At 41.4% G+C, this 16,102-nt stretch carries 15 protein-coding genes and 1 pseudogene; 4 read left to right on the top strand and 12 right to left on the bottom strand.

The window, feature by feature from the left end:
* Window positions 1-25: 25 nt before the first annotated feature.
* Window positions 26-532: a hypothetical protein gene (locus CCC32_RS10725; protein WP_287074398.1), complete on the top strand. Its 507-nt coding sequence runs from the start codon at window positions 26-28 to the stop codon at window positions 530-532.
* Between the two features lie 6 nt (window positions 533-538).
* On the opposite strand, the gene CCC32_RS10730 is transcribed toward CCC32_RS10725, so the two are convergent.
* The 7 genes from CCC32_RS10730 to CCC32_RS10760 form a co-directional block, all read right to left on the bottom strand.
* A complete protein-coding gene (locus tag CCC32_RS10730) occupies window positions 539-1,147 on the bottom strand; it encodes a hypothetical protein (RefSeq protein ID WP_044079391.1) in 609 nt (202 codons plus the stop codon).
* 12 nt (window positions 1,148-1,159) lie between these two features.
* Window positions 1,160-1,534 carry a hypothetical protein gene (locus tag CCC32_RS10735; RefSeq protein WP_287074401.1) on the bottom strand — a complete coding sequence of 125 codons (375 nt, stop codon included), beginning with the start codon at window positions 1,532-1,534 and terminating at the stop codon, window positions 1,160-1,162.
* Window positions 1,535-1,609: 75 nt separating this feature from the next.
* Complete coding sequence (locus CCC32_RS10740; protein ID WP_287074403.1) at window positions 1,610-3,661, bottom strand: tetratricopeptide repeat protein; 2,052 nt, start codon at window positions 3,659-3,661, stop codon at window positions 1,610-1,612.
* Window positions 3,662-4,032: 371 nt separating this feature from the next.
* Window positions 4,033-4,281, bottom strand: a complete 249-nt coding sequence (locus tag CCC32_RS10745; RefSeq protein ID WP_044079395.1) for a hypothetical protein — start codon at window positions 4,279-4,281, stop codon at window positions 4,033-4,035.
* Window positions 4,282-4,449: 168 nt separating this feature from the next.
* A complete protein-coding gene (locus tag CCC32_RS10750) occupies window positions 4,450-4,773 on the bottom strand; it encodes a hypothetical protein (RefSeq protein WP_044079396.1) in 324 nt (107 codons plus the stop codon).
* Window positions 4,774-4,783: 10 nt separating this feature from the next.
* Window positions 4,784-5,296: a hypothetical protein gene (locus CCC32_RS10755; RefSeq protein WP_042518005.1), complete on the bottom strand. Its 513-nt coding sequence runs from the start codon at window positions 5,294-5,296 to the stop codon at window positions 4,784-4,786.
* Window positions 5,297-5,307: 11 nt separating this feature from the next.
* Window positions 5,308-5,652 (bottom strand): hypothetical protein, encoded by a 345-nt coding sequence (locus CCC32_RS10760; protein WP_044079397.1) that lies wholly within the window; start codon window positions 5,650-5,652, stop codon window positions 5,308-5,310.
* A gap of 510 nt (window positions 5,653-6,162) precedes the next feature.
* On the opposite strand from CCC32_RS10760, the pseudogene ltrA reads away from it, so the two are divergent.
* A pseudogene (gene ltrA, locus CCC32_RS10765) lies at window positions 6,163-7,560 on the top strand (group II intron reverse transcriptase/maturase).
* Window positions 7,561-7,677: 117 nt separating this feature from the next.
* Here the strand turns inward: ltrA and CCC32_RS10770 are convergent.
* From CCC32_RS10770 to CCC32_RS10790, 5 genes are all read right to left on the bottom strand, one after another.
* Entirely contained in the window at window positions 7,678-8,586 is a 909-nt protein-coding gene (locus CCC32_RS10770) for a caspase family protein (RefSeq protein WP_052484580.1), read from the bottom strand.
* Window positions 8,583-9,260, bottom strand: coding sequence for a hypothetical protein (locus tag CCC32_RS10775; RefSeq protein ID WP_044079398.1), 678 nt, complete (start codon window positions 9,258-9,260; stop codon window positions 8,583-8,585). The genes CCC32_RS10770 and CCC32_RS10775 overlap by 4 nt, the downstream gene beginning before the upstream one ends.
* Entirely contained in the window at window positions 9,247-9,867 is a 621-nt protein-coding gene (locus tag CCC32_RS10780) for an RNA polymerase sigma factor (RefSeq protein WP_044079399.1), read from the bottom strand. The genes CCC32_RS10775 and CCC32_RS10780 overlap by 14 nt, the downstream gene beginning before the upstream one ends.
* A gap of 74 nt (window positions 9,868-9,941) precedes the next feature.
* Window positions 9,942-13,082: a sacsin N-terminal ATP-binding-like domain-containing protein gene (locus CCC32_RS10785; RefSeq protein WP_044079400.1), complete on the bottom strand. Its 3,141-nt coding sequence runs from the start codon at window positions 13,080-13,082 to the stop codon at window positions 9,942-9,944.
* 83 nt (window positions 13,083-13,165) lie between these two features.
* A complete protein-coding gene (locus tag CCC32_RS10790; RefSeq protein WP_287074410.1) occupies window positions 13,166-13,456 on the bottom strand; it encodes a hypothetical protein in 291 nt (96 codons plus the stop codon).
* Window positions 13,457-14,189: 733 nt separating this feature from the next.
* On the opposite strand from CCC32_RS10790, the gene CCC32_RS10795 reads away from it, so the two are divergent.
* Window positions 14,190-14,630 carry a retropepsin-like aspartic protease gene (locus tag CCC32_RS10795; RefSeq protein WP_048316574.1) on the top strand — a complete coding sequence of 147 codons (441 nt, stop codon included), beginning with the start codon at window positions 14,190-14,192 and terminating at the stop codon, window positions 14,628-14,630.
* A gap of 715 nt (window positions 14,631-15,345) precedes the next feature.
* Window positions 15,346-16,026: a UpxY family transcription antiterminator gene (locus CCC32_RS10800; RefSeq protein ID WP_049129570.1), complete on the top strand. Its 681-nt coding sequence runs from the start codon at window positions 15,346-15,348 to the stop codon at window positions 16,024-16,026.
* Window positions 16,027-16,102 lie beyond the last annotated feature (76 nt).

A 16,102-nucleotide genomic window follows, 5' to 3' on the forward strand; every position in this document is an offset into this window, starting at 1 on the left:
ATCATAGAATAATAACATCAAAAAAATGAAGATTACAAATACCGAAGACCTCCGTGCAGAGTTGGACAAGTTCTCTCTTGAGCAGGAGCGTGACAGAAAAGAGAAAGAGGTGAACAAGGAAATAGCCGTCCTTACAGAAACGCTGTCAGACATCAATGACACTATAGGCAAGCTGTCGCCACTTGCAGATGCGTTGAAGGAAGCGAGCGCAGTGCATATCCCGAAAGATGTGGAATCTCAGCTGATAACTTTAGCCAAAGCGCAAGGAACACTTGCTGCTGACACGTTCAAATCCAAGGTGGAGGCAACTGTCAAGAAAGCAAAGATGGCTGACAAAAGGGTATCTATCCCTTTGCCAGCCGCCTATTGCCTGTTCATTGTGTTCTTCTTCCTTGCCGCCTTCCTTGGACTTGTGATTGCTGCCAACATCTTCCTGTTTCACTCCATGGAGCTTTTGAAACTAATTGGATTCTCTGTTGGTGGGATGGTGGTTATGTGTGCTGCAATTTTGTATGCAGGACATCAGAGATGACTCGTATTATTTCGCTATTTCGTCTTTTGTATAATCAGTATTAAAACCTATTGGACGTCTTTTTTTAATGATTTTATCTTGACTAGCCTTGATTTCTTGAAAGTTCCCCTTGACTTGTTCTTTCGCCTTGAAAAATGAATCAAGAACAGCTTTTACATACTGTGCATTGTCTGGGCATGAGGGATGAAGCATTATGTCGCGCCGTGTGTGAAAACCAATAATGCCATCTTCATCAGGAGATGAAAGAACGATTGTTGGTCCGAAGTTGAAATTGGCGGCATTCACCGCTTCACGTATCTGTGGTAGATTCGGATCATTGGCCTTTATTCCAGCCCACATTGGATCCCAGACTCTGGCATACATCCCGCCAAAGTCTATATGAAAGTTTTCTCCTTGATATTGAACATTGATAGATCCATCATTGTCCTTCTCTGGCTGACAGCCAATTTCGCTAAGGACATTGAACATCAATCTTGCTGTATCAGGCTGCTCCGATGAGTCTCCGCTTGGATGTGACAGGCACTTTTTTAAGTAATCTATGACCTTTTCAACTGAAAGTGCAATAATAGATACAGCCACACACGTGACACTGAGAATTTCTAAATAGTTGTTCATAGTTGAATCGTTCTATATTGCTTCTGCAAGTTGCCATTGACCATCAAAGTTGATAATATAGTATTTTTTACCGTTGTATGAGGCACAGGGGCGATCACTGATAGAAAATTCTACACGTTGATTAGTGAGATAAAAGTTGTGGAATCTCTCACTTCCGCCTCGATTTGTCAGTCTTATCGGACCCTGATAATTTGCTTTCCATATTTTTGTACCTGCATTTGTGTTTTTTACTTGAATACCATAGTGGGTAATTTTGATCGGATTGTAGATTTCATGATATCTACCATTTTCTACTATATAGCGACAAACATAGTCGCCATAAGGTTCTCCGGCCTCAGCCGTAACAACTCCGAGTAGGAACATCAAAAACATAATTGCTTTCTTCATGTCTAATATATTTTATCGTTATATAATGTGATACCATCAACAAGAAAAAGGTAAATGAACTATGTTTGAAATTTGTCATCTATTGGATTTGATGATAAGTTTCTTGCTTTGGTTGTTTATTTCAACTATACCGAGGCGTCCTAGTACCGATTGTCCTAAAAGGAGCGGTGCTTTTTGGTTCTTTACAACGGAAGCACGGACATTATCCAGTTTTAAACCTCCAAAATCTATCTGACGGAGGTTTATTATTGTGCCTTCTGATATGTCACCATTTGCATCATAGAAATTTCCTGTTCCAACGACATCACTCGGTTTAAGGTAGCCATTCTTCATCATGAAATTAGCTTCAACCAAGGAAAGTGAAACCGTGCTTGCTCCAGTATCAAATATGAAGTTCAATGGGAGATTGTTTATCAAGCAATTTACCTTGACAATGCCTCCACATGGCGTAAACGGGATTTCTGACATATCAGACACGCTGTCTGTATTCATGACTTCCTCTTTTGTTTGATTATTTGTTTGACAAATTTTTCTATTCTTGTATTTTGCAATTAACTTTTCAAATTCAGGAAATGAACGTAACTCTGCCAAATCATCATCATGCCATATATGCATAAAACGGTGAAATCCTTTTTTCAACGATTCTTCGAGATACACCAACGCTTTTTTATTATCACCTAATCTGCCAAAAAGACAAGCAGCATCATAATAATTACCTGGATTGATACTGTCATTATCAAGTACTCTATCCATAAATGCAATAGCATCCTTTCGACGGTTTAGTGCCAACAGAGCGTACATAGCACATGATTCGTTATTGGGGACGGTATCTAATTCAACAACTCTTTGATAAGTTGTAATTGCCTCTTCATGTCGACCAAGTCTCTCAAGAATGTCAGCTTTGCCAAGATAAGCATAAGCATATTCTGGTGCTAACATTATTGACATTTCGTAGTCTGCAAGGGCATCCTCCGTGCGATCGGAATTATCTTCAAAAAAACCACGTCTATAATAGCCACCAAAATAGTCAGGATGTTTTTTTATATATTCTCCCCATTGAGATATTGCACCTTCAAAGTTTCCCGATTCGCCGAGCATATCAGCATGCTTGGCTATCAAGTCGTCATCATCGGGAATCATCTGCATAGCACGGTCTAAGGTCTTCAGCGCAATTTCATATTCACCCATTTTCGAGTAATTGTCAGCAATCATCTCCAATACAAAACCTTGCGCATCTATGTCAAAAGACCGTTCAAGTGCTTCATTCGACTGGACAAACATACGCTTGTCCTGATATAGCTGAGCAATATAGTATTCATATTCTCCTGTATGGGGATGCTTTGCAGAAAGCCCTTTTAACTTAGTTACGATAAGCGGAAGCTGATTTGGAGGGAACTGAAACAGAAGGTAATGGGCTTTTGAATCGCTGTCTATCTCCAATGCCTTACAGATGTCCTCAATGGCTTTCAGATGTTCTCCTTTGGCGAGATAAGCTTCTGCCCTAAAAGAATAACTGGAAGAATAATCAGGATTAAGAGCTATGATACGATTATAATGTTCGATTGCTATATCATAATCTTTACGGGCAAAAGCATTGCGTCCAAGCCCCATTCTACCCATCACACCCCCGGGATTGAGTACGAGTATTTTTTGATAATCAGTATCAGCATCATCGTAACGCCCCTGTTCATAAAGCAACTGGGCTCGTTTCTCATACGCTTCTTCCTTGGTTGGATCAAGTTTAATTGCAGTAGCCATGTCGGAATATGCGCCAACGGTGTCGCATTCAATAGCGAGCAGTTGACCACGAAACAGAAGTATACATGCGTGGCTACCCTTATCTTTCTTAGGCAGGTATTTCAGAGCTGATTCAACTGCATTTCGAGCCTCGCCATAGTCTGAATTATCCATGTGGAAAGCAGCCATCGCCATATAAGCATATCCGTTCTTGGGATTATCGGTTACTTCTTTGTTGAAGTATTCCATTGCACTCTGCTTGTTGCCGCGCTGTGCTTCTTCAAGCGCACGACTGAGATTATATGACGGCTCATCTTTTTTTGCTGCCATCGGCTGAAATGTCATTACCGATACGGCAAGAACCAGTGTGATTTTTATTAAAAGCTTCATCTCTTCGTAAAATTAAATACGGTTATAATATCTGTCAACTTCTTCTTGTAGATTTGTGGCAGGAAAGCGCATAAGCTGTTGTACCTTGTCGATTGCGACGTGGATGTCAGCATCATTGAAATCTCTTGGCAGTATGATTTTGAGAGCTTCACCTGCTTCTTTCGTGATATGTTCGATCCAGACTGAAGTCAACAGCCCATCGGATTTGCGCTGAAACTCCAAACACATATCGCAAGAGTACATGACACATTCCGTTATGATATGATGTTTATAGAGTTGTATTGTCCCTTGATTTGACCGGTTCATCAGATTGTTGATAAGATCCTGACGGAAATAGTCGCGGAAACGATGTTTTGGAGGATTAAACATAGTTAGAAGTCTGTAGGCACGTTGATTTCAGAGAAAAGCCAGTTGATGAACATTGTTTCTTTTTCCGAGAGTCCGCCTATGAGTCCGGTGATAGAAACAAATTTGGCGAAGTAAAGTTTTTTGCCGTTGTCCATACGTTTCAGTATGTCGGTCATCTGTGGCTGGGATAATGTCCGCGATTGGATTTGGTCGTTAGATGTGATTCCGGTTATTGTCATTACTTCGTGGATGTGCTTCTCTTTCTGCATCATGTGATGATTACCAATCCGGCGTACTGCGCACATTACTTGATATAAAGACTGTTTTTCCTGCGGCGAAAACAAACCGGGGACAATCATTCTGTCCATTGGTGATAGTTCCATATCTTTGAGTTTTATAGGTTTCTTTTATTTTATATACCTTGAGTTGAGAAAGGTAAATCATTCTACTTCCCTCCAAACGCCCCTGTTACCGGTAAGCTGATAGTGTCGATTCTCGACCGCTTGCTCAAACTCACGCTGAGCATTGTAATAACGGCGCATTTCTGTTTCACTCAGTTTTCGGTCTCCTCCGATTCCTTTCGCCCCATTAATAAGGTCATTACGCACATCAATTGTGATTTGGGATAGTTCGTCAGGGGATTGGGCGGATTTAGCCCTCTCAATGCCTCGTTGATAGGTTTTCTCTATCTCATTGATTGAATCAGCACACGAGACACAGGTGACAATGAGGATGATTAAAACTGTGGATAGAAATTTCTTCATAGTTTCTGATTTATTTGTGGGTGAGATTGTAGAGTACAAAGTCAAAATGACTTCCTTTGAATGGCGAGAGATCTGCTGTGTTGAAAATGTAGTCTGGATAAAGTTCAACGATAGTGCGGGTTACACGAGGGTATATGTCACCGATTTCGTCTTCTGAAAAGCCATCAGCTTCCAATAGAAGACAGAAACAATCCATATAGATGAGCAGGTCTCCAAATATCAACCGTCCGCACCGTGTGAGGTGATCCATTACTGCGCCCATTAGACCTGCTATGTGAACATCGAGCAACGTTTTCTGCACACCGGCTGCTTCCATAGCTATCATTTGTTTTTGGCAATCCTTCACAAACTCGTCAAGATTTTCCCCATTGACTGCCACAACAAAACCAAGGCCACCAGTAAGAAGCTCTTGCGGGCAATACTTATTGGTATAAACGCCACCGTTTTCTACTGGTGTTATAACTACAAGTTTTTTTCTGTGGCCGTTGATATTTCCGACAAAATTAAAGTTCTGAGTTTCCATGTGTTCTGAGTTTAAGCGTTTTGTATTCGTTGTGCAATTTCCCATAAGCCGTTACCGATGAGGTATTGCGTTCCCCAGTCATATTCTTTGACGATAGTTGCTACGGCCATTGCTACGCAATAGAGCGAAGTGGCATCTCGAGACAACACCCATTCTTGGTGTGCTATGTGGCATAATTTGTCAATCAAAACTTGATTGATGCGACCATCACGTACATCTGCAAGTTCCTGAGAAGTTGTAATATCAAGTACAGATACCTGAATGTAGCTTTTATAACTAATCATTTTTGGAAGTACCAAGGCTAAGTTGGCTCTGGCCGACTTTGTGGCGATGTCAAATTCCTGTTTTGTAATCATATCCTTTTTTGTTTTAAATTTGTCTAACACTTAGTAATACCAAAACAAGAAAAGGGTAAACGAAAAAGTCCATCTCAATTTCGGAGATGGACTTCATATTAGTTCGCCCGACATGGGCATAATCTAATGGGTGAAAGTCCCGAGCGCGCCCCGATAGCGGGAAGCGCATAGTCCGAGGCAACGGTGTCCACCGCGAGGGGAATCGGAAGGAAGCTAAGGACAAAAGTCTGGCTCCACGCACAGAAACTTGATACAAGGCTCAAAGTCAGGGGTAAGGTTGCTGAACAAACCGAAGCCCGATAGCTATCCGGACTGACGCGAGTAAATCAAGGGAGTATAAGACTGAAAGATTATGTTCTTAATCGGGGAGGTCTGTGGGGCGAGCCGCAAGGCAAGCAGTAACAACAAACCCACAGAAGTCAGCAGATGCCATAGTAGTCAACGCCTTAAAGCTCGTGGGCGGAGACGAAGGGCAAAACTTAACCACACGAGCAAGACTTTATTTACCCGATGAAAGGAGAAAAGCCGAAAACATCAGAAAGCTGCCCTCGGAAGAATAGCTCGGAAAGCGAAAGGTATGAGGGAGCGCCTACTTTGATTGGGATAGTTGGAGACGAACTCGTAGAAGTGCAACTATCGTCAGACAGGATGTTAGAGTACATCCTCACTCCCGACAACCTTAACAGAGCATATAGACAAGTCAAGGCCAACAAGGGGAGCGGTGGAATCGACAGAATGGAAGTAGAGCAACTGCTGCCATATCTGCGGGAACACAAGGAAGAAATAACTGAAAGTCTGCTTGGCGTAAGCTACCGCCCCAATCCCGTAAGGAGGGTAGAGATACCCAAAGAGGTAGGCAAGACGCGCCGGCTCGGCATACCCACCGTGGTTGACCGCGTAGTCCAGCAATCCATATCCCAGGTTCTGAGCCTGGTGTACGAACCGAAGTTCTCGGAGACAAGCTACGGCTTCCGACCGGGACGGAGCGCGCACCAAGCACTGCGAAAGGCGCAGGAAATCATCAACAGCGGATATAAATACTGCGTAGCCCTTGACCTCGAAAAGTTCTTTGACACGGTCAGCCATAGCAAACTGATACAGCTACTTGGCGAAACCATCAAAGACGGCAGGGTCATATCACTGATACACAAGTATCTCAACGCAGGAGTAATGGTCGGACACAAGTATGAGGACACGACGGAGGGCGTGCCGCAGGGCGGACCGCTCAGTCCCATACTGAGCAACATAATGCTGACGGAACTCGACCGTGAACTTGAAAGGCGCGGACTTCCGTTTGTGCGTTATGCCGACGACTGCGTCATCTTCTGCAAAAGTCCGAGGGCGGCTGAAAGAGTATGCGAAAGTATATCGAAGTTCATAGAGGGGAAACTCTTCCTCAAAGTAAACCGCGAGAAAACGCATGTCGGCAGTGTCCACGGACAGAAGTTCCTCGGCTACTCGTTCAATATGTGAAGAGGAAAGGCTCTCTTGTGCGTTCATCCGAAGACCAAAGCCAAACTACGCACAAAGTTGAAAGAACTGACATCGCGCAGTAACGGCTGGGGCTACGAGAAGCGCAAGGAGAGACTGACCTATGCAATCCGAGGGTGGGTGAACTACTTTCGGCTTGCCGAGATGCGCAACTATCTAAGGGAAACTGATGAATGGTTGCGTAGTCGCATACGCATGTGTATATGGAAATGCTGGAAACGAGTGCGGACACGCTTCAAGAACCTACAAAGGTGTGGCATCGCCAAATGGCAGGCATGGCAGTGGGCAAATACCCGAAAAGGCTATTGGCGCACCGTCCATAGCCCCATACTTACACGTGCTATATCCAATGAGAACTTGAAACGGGCGCACTATCCCACGCTTACGGAATATTACGAGAAAGTGCACCCGCGTTAAGAACCGCCGTATGCCGAACGGCACGTACGGTGGTGTGAGAGGTCGGTAAACACGAAAATAGGAGATAAACAACCTATGATTAGTGTTTACCTCCTACTCGATTTCTATATGTTTTCGTTATTTGTAGCTTTCAACTACTGGATTTTGCGATGGTCGGATAATATGTAATGTGCGAAATTTCTGACACAGAAAGTATGTTTCCCATTGGGTTATGGGAATGTTCATGTCGAGCATCTTGCCGATGCAATAACTCAGAGAACCATACTTACGACCAGAATGACGTTCCTTGCATTCATAATTCTTCTTATCACTCTCACAAGCACTAATTATAGTGATTTTACCACCTCCAGTTGTATAGCTACCTGGTTTCCTAATAGTGCGAAGATACGTTTCTGCTGATGCGTTCGCCTTGAATTCATCGTCTGTGCCGCGTGTAATGTCAATCCATTCCACATCACTTTCCGAGTCTGAACTGTCTGCTTGTTCTCCTCGGTCAGCACCGCCACTATAACATGTATCAAATGCTACTATTACAGAACCGGTTTTACCAACTTTTCGCTTGAGGTTGTTAAGATATGGGAACGTCTCGTCATCTATAAAATGGTTCTGTCCACGATAACTGGTGCCAGATACTTTATAATTGGACGAGAAGCAAGCATCATAACAGACAAAAGATTGATCAAGATCTTCTTGCTCATCATTATTCATATCTTCGATAAGTTGGCCATGACCTGAGAAATGAAGATAAATTATATCTCCAGCGGTTACTGAAGCTACAAGATCAGATAATGCGAACCTGATGTTGCTTTTTGTAGCTCTGTTATCAGTGAGATAAGTAACAGAGAACCCCTTTGCTTTAAGTTTTGATTCAAGCAGAGCAACGTCATTGTTTCCATGTATTACGGACCAGCCGGTAGCGGTAAAATCGTAGTTGCCAATGCCTATCAGCAAGGCTCTTTTCTTAGCAAAGCTACTCATACAGCCAATAAAAAATATAATGGCTAATATGCTTATTCTCTTTATCATTTTAGGAGATTCAGAATAGACTTCCATTTGTTCACATCATCTGCATAGTCTGCATTGCCTTCAAACCTTACGATAAGTTGATTGAGCACACTTTTTGCTCTGTCTCTATCATGAAGGCGCAAGTATGCCATGGCGAGAGCATAGCCAGTATCAGCTATCTCATCATTTGTAGAGGCAGATTGATATAGGGATTCCAATTCAGTAAGTTTAGTCTTTAACTCGTCTTGAGTCATTGACGTAATGTCAATCGGCTTACCACCTGCTCTGACCAGGTCAGGGCTGATGTCAGCACAAGTATATATGGCATTGTCCACCGCATAACTAGCGTTCTTTTCGATATTGAAAAACATTCCAAAAACAATAACGAAAATTGCGGCGACCGATGCTACTTGCCACATCCACGGTTTGAAATGCAAGATTTTTGGCTTAACAGGACTCTCTGCCTTGGCACCTATAATATTGCGTAGTTGCTCTTTGGAAAGGTTTTTCAATGCCAATCCAAAATCAAGATTGTCCTGATGAGCTTCACGACAGATGCCATCAACGGTGAATAGATATACCTTGAAGTCCGATGCAAAATTCTCGTCAGATTCTAACCGGGCATCAAAGCCTGACCGTTCTTTCTCTGAAAGCTGGTCATTAATATATTTATCGTATAGGTCAATTCTTTCCATTGCGATTCCGTTTTTTAGGTGTAACATCAAAACCGGCTCGACGCAACGCATCAGCCACTCGCTTGATCAAGTCGGTCATACACTGGCTTTTCTTTGCCTTTGCGGTTGTGGCGTTGCGATAACCAATCTCCTCGGCTATCTCGTCCATAGACATATTTTCATAATAGAATAGACGAATTATAGAGCCACACGGCTCAGGCGTATGAGTCAGTTCATTGCCAAGCAAAGAAAGTGCCTCTTCATTTTTATAGAGAGGCTTTTCATCCTCATCGTCCGGAAGAGCTTTCAATAATTCCTGCACCTTGCGGGCTGTTTTTGAACCAGTATCATCATCGAATCCCTCATCGGTCGAATCGGTCTTGCCAATCTTACGCCATGCTTTGCTGGCCAGGTTCATCCCGATTGTCATGATGTAGTTGCTCCACGATGTATCCTCTTTGATACGACCACGCATAAGATTCTCCTGCACGGCTATAAACGTATCTTGATAAAGATTTTCGGCATCATAGAGCGATAAGCTGGAATACTTCGCCGTCAGACGGCGAAGAAACTCCGGACGCAAGCGAGTGTACCACTCGCGTACTATATCTTCGTAATTCTGTGCCATTATCTTGTCTTTCACATTACAAAATTAGGTAAAATAGTTAATGAAAACAATGACTTAATGAACTTGTCCATTGGTTAATCTGATAAGATTTTAGAAATGATTGTGTCAATGAGTGAAACAAAGCTAACTCCGTAAGCCCTAATGGTCTCCTGAGGAATTACACATTTGAAATCACCACCAATTCGGACGAGGCGTTTATTTTGACCATTAGCGATGTCTGACACCTCTTTGTTCAGATTGCCGATGTCTGGTAGAACTTTAATCAGTGGAAATACATCTTCGAGCGGTGGATATGAATGTAATTCGTCATCTGAGAGTTTAAGATGAGACATATCAACACAGCACAGAGCATAATTATCTGCTTCTTTAACAGATTGTGACATCTGTAAAGGTGACATCATTACGGATTGATCTGTCCCCCAGCGAGACTTCACTTCAATGTAGTATGCCGGGGTGCCGTTCTTGCAGATACTCAAGTCCGCACCATATTGTTCAGTTACAACTGTTATATCGTCTTCTATTATGTAATCAGATAAATATTGCTGAATCATTCGCTCAACATACCTTCCCAATTCAAATTTGAAATTGAAGTCAACTTCTCTATTACGTTGAGTAGTTATAGATGCACGACCATTCTTGATAATCTCATCAAGATCAATTTCATCTGCAAGTTCAGCAAGCTGTTCTAACTTATCCGGATCGTTTATTTTCATCAATTTGAAAACACTTTCTTTACAGTCTTCTCGAACGTGATTTAGGAACAATTCCGCTTTTTGGGAGGCAATCCGAGGGAACCAGCGTCCCCAACATTCATCCTTGTCAATATTATTGATGATATCAAGGACTGCAGAGCCTTGGAATCCATTTTCTTCCAACCGTTTTTCAATTTCTTCTGCCACATCCTTGGCTGAAAGATTATTGAAATCACAGAATGACTCAAAGCGATTGTCAACCAGTCTGTCGTTAAGATCGTTATCCATTACCTCCTGATATAGCACAGATAATTCATCTGGAATATCAATACCTTTTTCAAGGTTGCGAACCATAGATGGGCAGCCGTTTCGATTTGGGAATGCACCGTATTTGATGCATAGACCATCATGGTTGTTTCTATTATAATATTCTGTCCATTCTGAGAGTGAAGAGTGTAGCGAAATAATATAATCGCTATTATTTGTTATCCATTCTTTATCTTGTTGAGATATTTCAAGAAGCATACACTCAACCAAATGTTTGAAAGGCAATTCCGCTATGTCTCTCTCATTACTATCAAGAGGTGCCATCATACGCGCATCGGCAGCTATTCCGAGATGTTCTTTAATAATCTTTGTCGTGTTTCTACGGCCTATAGATGATGTTTCAGATGTGAATATTAAGCTAAGTTTAAGTAATGTTTCTACCACGGAAGATTCATAAATATTGCCTTTTTCAAGCCAGTCTTGTCGTAAAGTTCTAAGGCGGCTTGTAATTGCATCGCGTAGGTCGTTGCGTGTAAATTCTGTCATTCCGGCAAGACCAATAAACATATCATCTGAAAAAGAATCTACTTTGTCCGGGACAAGCTCCGTGACGATTTGTTCAAGCCATTCCGGAATAGCGGAAGCATCACGAAGTTCTGCTCTCTTCTTCTTAATATGGGCTCTATTAGGGATAAGGGCACATGTGTCAAATAAAGTACTAAATCCTTTCTGGGAAAGATATGAATCAAACGCATATAGTGTCGATTTAGAAACATTATCGCATGCTCCGAGCTTTTTAGCTATTTCCTCTACTCCAATTAAAGAAGGATGCAATTCATCCCAAGAAGCTACTACATTGCTCCATGCTATTATCTCTGAGCGTGCAACCATACTGTTTGTTACGATAGCTGCATCATATAGAGCCTCAAAGTATACTTCTCCTGCTTTTTCATCAGTGAAATCCGATATTATTTCCTGTGAGAAGAAACGAATATCCGATTCGGTTATGCTTATTCTCCTATCACCGAAATCAACCATAGGAAGATTTTGGAAGAAGTTGCTCCATTTTTTCTTGAAAGTCCGAAAGTAATCTTTTGTCACATCTTCTTTATGATGCTCGCAATCAAATGACAGTCCAGAAATATTTACCCAATTGGTAATGTTTTCTGCATGTTCTCGATAATACTGCTGAACCATTTCTGTAAGTGAGTCAAGAACTTGAGTATTCTGCTCATATTTTGAGCGAACATTTGCGTTTGATACCGGCAGATGTAATCCGTTGCGCTCTTCAACAGGAAAGAATTTTTTAGAATGAAATATCACATCCATACCGAAATTCTCTGTGCCAAGGAGTGGAAAGTATACAAATAACTTCGCTATTCCACTCAAATTCTTTGCTTTATATGGAGTTTCGAGTGGAAGTATTGCCAGATCATCTCCATCCTCAGACTCTAGATAATAAATCTTTCTTTCTTCGTACTCTTCATTATGAGTGATAAGCACAGCCATTACTTTTAAACCTTCCTCATCCGGTAGCTGTCTTTTCTCGAACTGATAAATCTCATTTGTCAGTTTATTCTCTATTACTACATCTACGATTGGATTATTTACCGTCATTACATATGGAATAACAGTTAATGAAGATACGAGAGCGGCTTCTGCGTTCTCCAAAGCACGTTCCATTGACGAAAGGTCATAACACAGTTCCGTCCATTCACGGAAGTATGTGGTCTTGGGTGCGTCAGCAAACTCATTAACTGCAAGAAGTTGATGTGCTACTTTGTCTACAAACTCAGTAATATTATCATACGTTCTATCAATGACAAAGCGATTGATATCCGAGTAGGTTCCGGGAGAATATTTCCCCATATCCAAAGAACCTGTGACGTGCAATTTCCGACCGAAGACATGTGTTGTTAAGAACCCCGTGCCATATTGACCTACTGTGTCATCATTTTCCTTTCCTCTAGAAGACACCTGCATAACCAACGATGTAAGAGAGTCGTGGTCAAATGGCTGTCCCTTATGTGCAAAAATAAACTCTGTTGGGGTTAAGGTTATTTTGATGTGAGCCGTTTTATTTCCATTGTCTAATCGTGCCAAATCTCGAGCATTTTGAAATAGTTCCCAAATTGCCCGTTCTCCACTTCGAGGATCAAGTTTATCAAGACCTTGGTCAATTTTTGTACAGCTTTGTTTACAGAAAGCACGTTTCTGGTCTAGCTCCATCTGTTTACGTATTTCGTTATTGTCCATTTGAATGTAGAGTTTCTTGAATTTATTAGTTCTATTGCTATGACATAAGTAAATAACGAAAAGAAGAAATAGGTAAATGACTCTTATGCCATTTCTATTATCTTATCCTTAATAAAGGTAATAGCTTCAAGTTTTTCTACGTAGCTTTTGTGTACAGCAGGATACACTATCACATTTTTAATAGTATCTTCAGGAATAGGTATACGATAACCAAGCAAATCATTATCATGGTTTGGTATATTGCGCCCTCCTAAAATTATTCTTTCTTCTTTCTGCCCTTTAAATTGGGAGTTTATTCTTGTTAATAACATTCGTATAAATCTATCTAATTCTCTTGGGTGTTCATGTGGAAGCCTTTTTATATCTCCTAACACGCTGAGCTACAGCACTCTCTTGAAAACAACAAATTCAAAACGGTACAAATTTTGAACAGGCGAAAATCTATAGTTCAAAGCACTCGGCAAAGAGAAAAAACTATGACAGGGGTAAAAAGTGGTTTTAAGATTATTTATGAAAATATTTTGGGTAATTTTGGCTGATTGCTATCCAAAGAGCGCATTTTTGATAATAAGTCCCACCTCCATCAGCCATAAAGAGTGTGACAATCGAAAAAGAAAAAGAGGGATGAGAGAGCCTTCTTGGTGGCTTCAACATTGGGCGAAAATGGATGTCTTGTACCTCAGTTGTATCTCAGTCGGCATATATTGCTGATAGACAATGCAGGTTAATAATTCGGCGGCAATAGAATAGCGTTTGAAAGACGTATTCATTGTTTAGTAGTTTTCCTGATAAAATGTTAAATTTAGGGTAGTTAGATTAGTTTTTCTTCCAATTGTTTGGTTTTTTGGAATTGAATGCCTACCTTTGCATTGACAAATCCCGCTCGCTTCCCATAAGAACAGCGTACCCAGCGGGACATTTTTTAAATTGTAGGTATATGAAAGTTATAAAGAACAAGACAATAGATTTTGCAACCGCAGTTCAGGCTCCCGTCATTAACGGAAATAGAGCTGCACGGACAGGTTATGTCCGTTTGGTTCGCCTTATCACTGACGAGCCTGTTCCTCAACAAACTTCATATACGGGAAAAATTGAGTTGAGGTAGGAATGGCTGTATATACAAAAGAATACGAATCCCAGCCAGAGGCTATTCTTACAAACGTCATTATCTGTCCAGCCGTAGATTTGTCGGCAAACGTGGCTGTTCCTGTTCATTGCCAAGTTGAAAATGTATTGTGGGACACAGGAGCGACCAATACATTGATTTCACAGGAAGTTGTAAATGCTTTAGGGTTACAACCGAAGAACAAGGCTCTTATTTCGAGTGCAGGAGGTGATGTCGAATCCTGGACTTACCTTGTTCATGTTATCCTTCCAACAGGAACAGCAGAGTTGAATGTTCAGGCTCTGCTTAACGACAATTCAGACTATGATGTGGTGATTGGCATGGATATTATAAATTCATGCGACTTCTGCTATACAAACAAAGACGGCAAAAGTACATTCTCCTTATGTCATCCAGCAAAGGAGAAAATCATTCTGAAATAAACCAGCCATAGGCTTTCTTTCAAGAAAGACATGTGCGACAACAATAATGACAGATGTGACATTCGCATCTGTCTTTTGCTTTTTACGCCAATAAGAGGCCATTTCCTTACACAAAATATACGAGATTTGAGCAAGAATTTAGTTAATTATGGTTAAATTTAAGGTTTATACATACTTTTCCATAACAAAATGAGGTTGTATTGAGATTTTCTTTGTACTTTTGCAGCGGACTATTATCGCCATGTTTATAGCCATTGAGGTTAGACGTGTTCTTTCGTGATGGCATACAAGGCAGCCTACGCCGTGCTGAGTATGGCGGAGTCATAATGACAAAGCGGTACAAAGCGGGCATTGGGTGGGAAAGATAGTCCAGACATAATGAAGGCGTTTACTAACGCTCTGTTTAAGACAGTCTGTAATCTAGCAAATTAACAGTTATCATAGTCTTGAGCAAAGCCAACGGTAGATGTCCCGGGTGTGATAATATCGCTCCTGCGGAGACCTGTAAGCACGGATTGTACCTTTTCGGGCACAACAATTGTTTATTATGGTCTCCTAATGGAAATGATTATTCATATCGGCGTGGGCTCTGACGTTGTCTGTTCAACTATGATAGGCAATTGCTAGAGCCTCAGACTGTGGAATAGACAACAGACGTTTCCACGCTCTTTTTATGTCTATATTGCTATTAACGAGCAACGACATATAAGCCGATATGAACGCATTGCTTAATGCGCATACCAAACGAGGTTGCGATTCACCTCCTCACATTGGATTTGCCTCCAATGTCTCCCCCGAAGCCCAAAGCTCACAAACAGGGGTGTCCTCGGAATATGTCCAGCAGGAAGGTTACAACTGGTTTGTTCTTCGTGCTACTTATAACAGGGTAAATGCAGCCGTAGAGAAAGCAAAGAAGAATGATATTAAGACATACGTGCCGATGCACTATGTACTAAAAGTGATTGCTGGGAAGAAGAAGCGAATACAACAGCCTCTTCTTCCCAACTTTCTTTTTATATACGCCACAAGGGAACAATCAGACAGTTTTGTGAAAAAGACAGTTGATGCCCCAATCTCTTTTATAAAATATTATTTGGATAAGACGCTTCCTCCAGAGGCAAACGGTAAAAATCCTCCGCTTATTATACCATACAATGCAATGATAAATTTTATCAAAGCAACAAGTACTGATAGTGAGCATGTACGCATTGTTACAGCGGAACAGTGTCACTATAAAAGTGGAGATAAAGTACGAGTAATAGCTGGTGACTTCAAGGGAGTGGTTGGAAAAGTTGCCAGAATAGCAGGACAACAAAGAATTGTTGTTGAGATCTCGGGATTGTGCCTTGTCGCTACTGCGTATATTCCTACTGATTTTATTGAGATTGTCAAATAATGCCGAAAGGCATATTGTTTAATTTAAATTTTTTATTTTATGAAGAAAAATGGTAAGAATGAAGAACTTCAGTCTC

The organism is Prevotella sp. LMAG:51, from assembly GCF_008680225.1.
Taxonomy (GTDB): domain Bacteria; phylum Bacteroidota; class Bacteroidia; order Bacteroidales; family Bacteroidaceae; genus Prevotella; species Prevotella pectinovora.

Coding starts and splice junctions, on each gene's coding strand:
- CCC32_RS10725 (WP_287074398.1), top strand. CDS start 26: ATGAAGATTACAAATACCGAAGACCTCCGTGCAGAGTTGGACAAGTTC.
- CCC32_RS10730 (WP_044079391.1), bottom strand. CDS start 1,147: ATGAACAACTATTTAGAAATTCTCAGTGTCACGTGTGTGGCTGTATCT.
- CCC32_RS10735 (WP_287074401.1), bottom strand. CDS start 1,534: ATGAAGAAAGCAATTATGTTTTTGATGTTCCTACTCGGAGTTGTTACG.
- CCC32_RS10740 (WP_287074403.1), bottom strand. CDS start 3,661: ATGAAGCTTTTAATAAAAATCACACTGGTTCTTGCCGTATCGGTAATG.
- CCC32_RS10745 (WP_044079395.1), bottom strand. CDS start 4,281: ATGATGCAGAAAGAGAAGCACATCCACGAAGTAATGACAATAACCGGA.
- CCC32_RS10750 (WP_044079396.1), bottom strand. CDS start 4,773: ATGAAGAAATTTCTATCCACAGTTTTAATCATCCTCATTGTCACCTGT.
- CCC32_RS10755 (WP_042518005.1), bottom strand. CDS start 5,296: ATGGAAACTCAGAACTTTAATTTTGTCGGAAATATCAACGGCCACAGA.
- CCC32_RS10760 (WP_044079397.1), bottom strand. CDS start 5,652: ATGATTACAAAACAGGAATTTGACATCGCCACAAAGTCGGCCAGAGCC.
- CCC32_RS10770 (WP_052484580.1), bottom strand. CDS start 8,586: ATGATAAAGAGAATAAGCATATTAGCCATTATATTTTTTATTGGCTGT.
- CCC32_RS10775 (WP_044079398.1), bottom strand. CDS start 9,260: ATGGAAAGAATTGACCTATACGATAAATATATTAATGACCAGCTTTCA.
- CCC32_RS10780 (WP_044079399.1), bottom strand. CDS start 9,867: ATGGCACAGAATTACGAAGATATAGTACGCGAGTGGTACACTCGCTTG.
- CCC32_RS10785 (WP_044079400.1), bottom strand. CDS start 13,082: ATGGACAATAACGAAATACGTAAACAGATGGAGCTAGACCAGAAACGT.
- CCC32_RS10795 (WP_048316574.1), top strand. CDS start 14,190: ATGGCTGTATATACAAAAGAATACGAATCCCAGCCAGAGGCTATTCTT.
- CCC32_RS10800 (WP_049129570.1), top strand. CDS start 15,346: ATGAACGCATTGCTTAATGCGCATACCAAACGAGGTTGCGATTCACCT.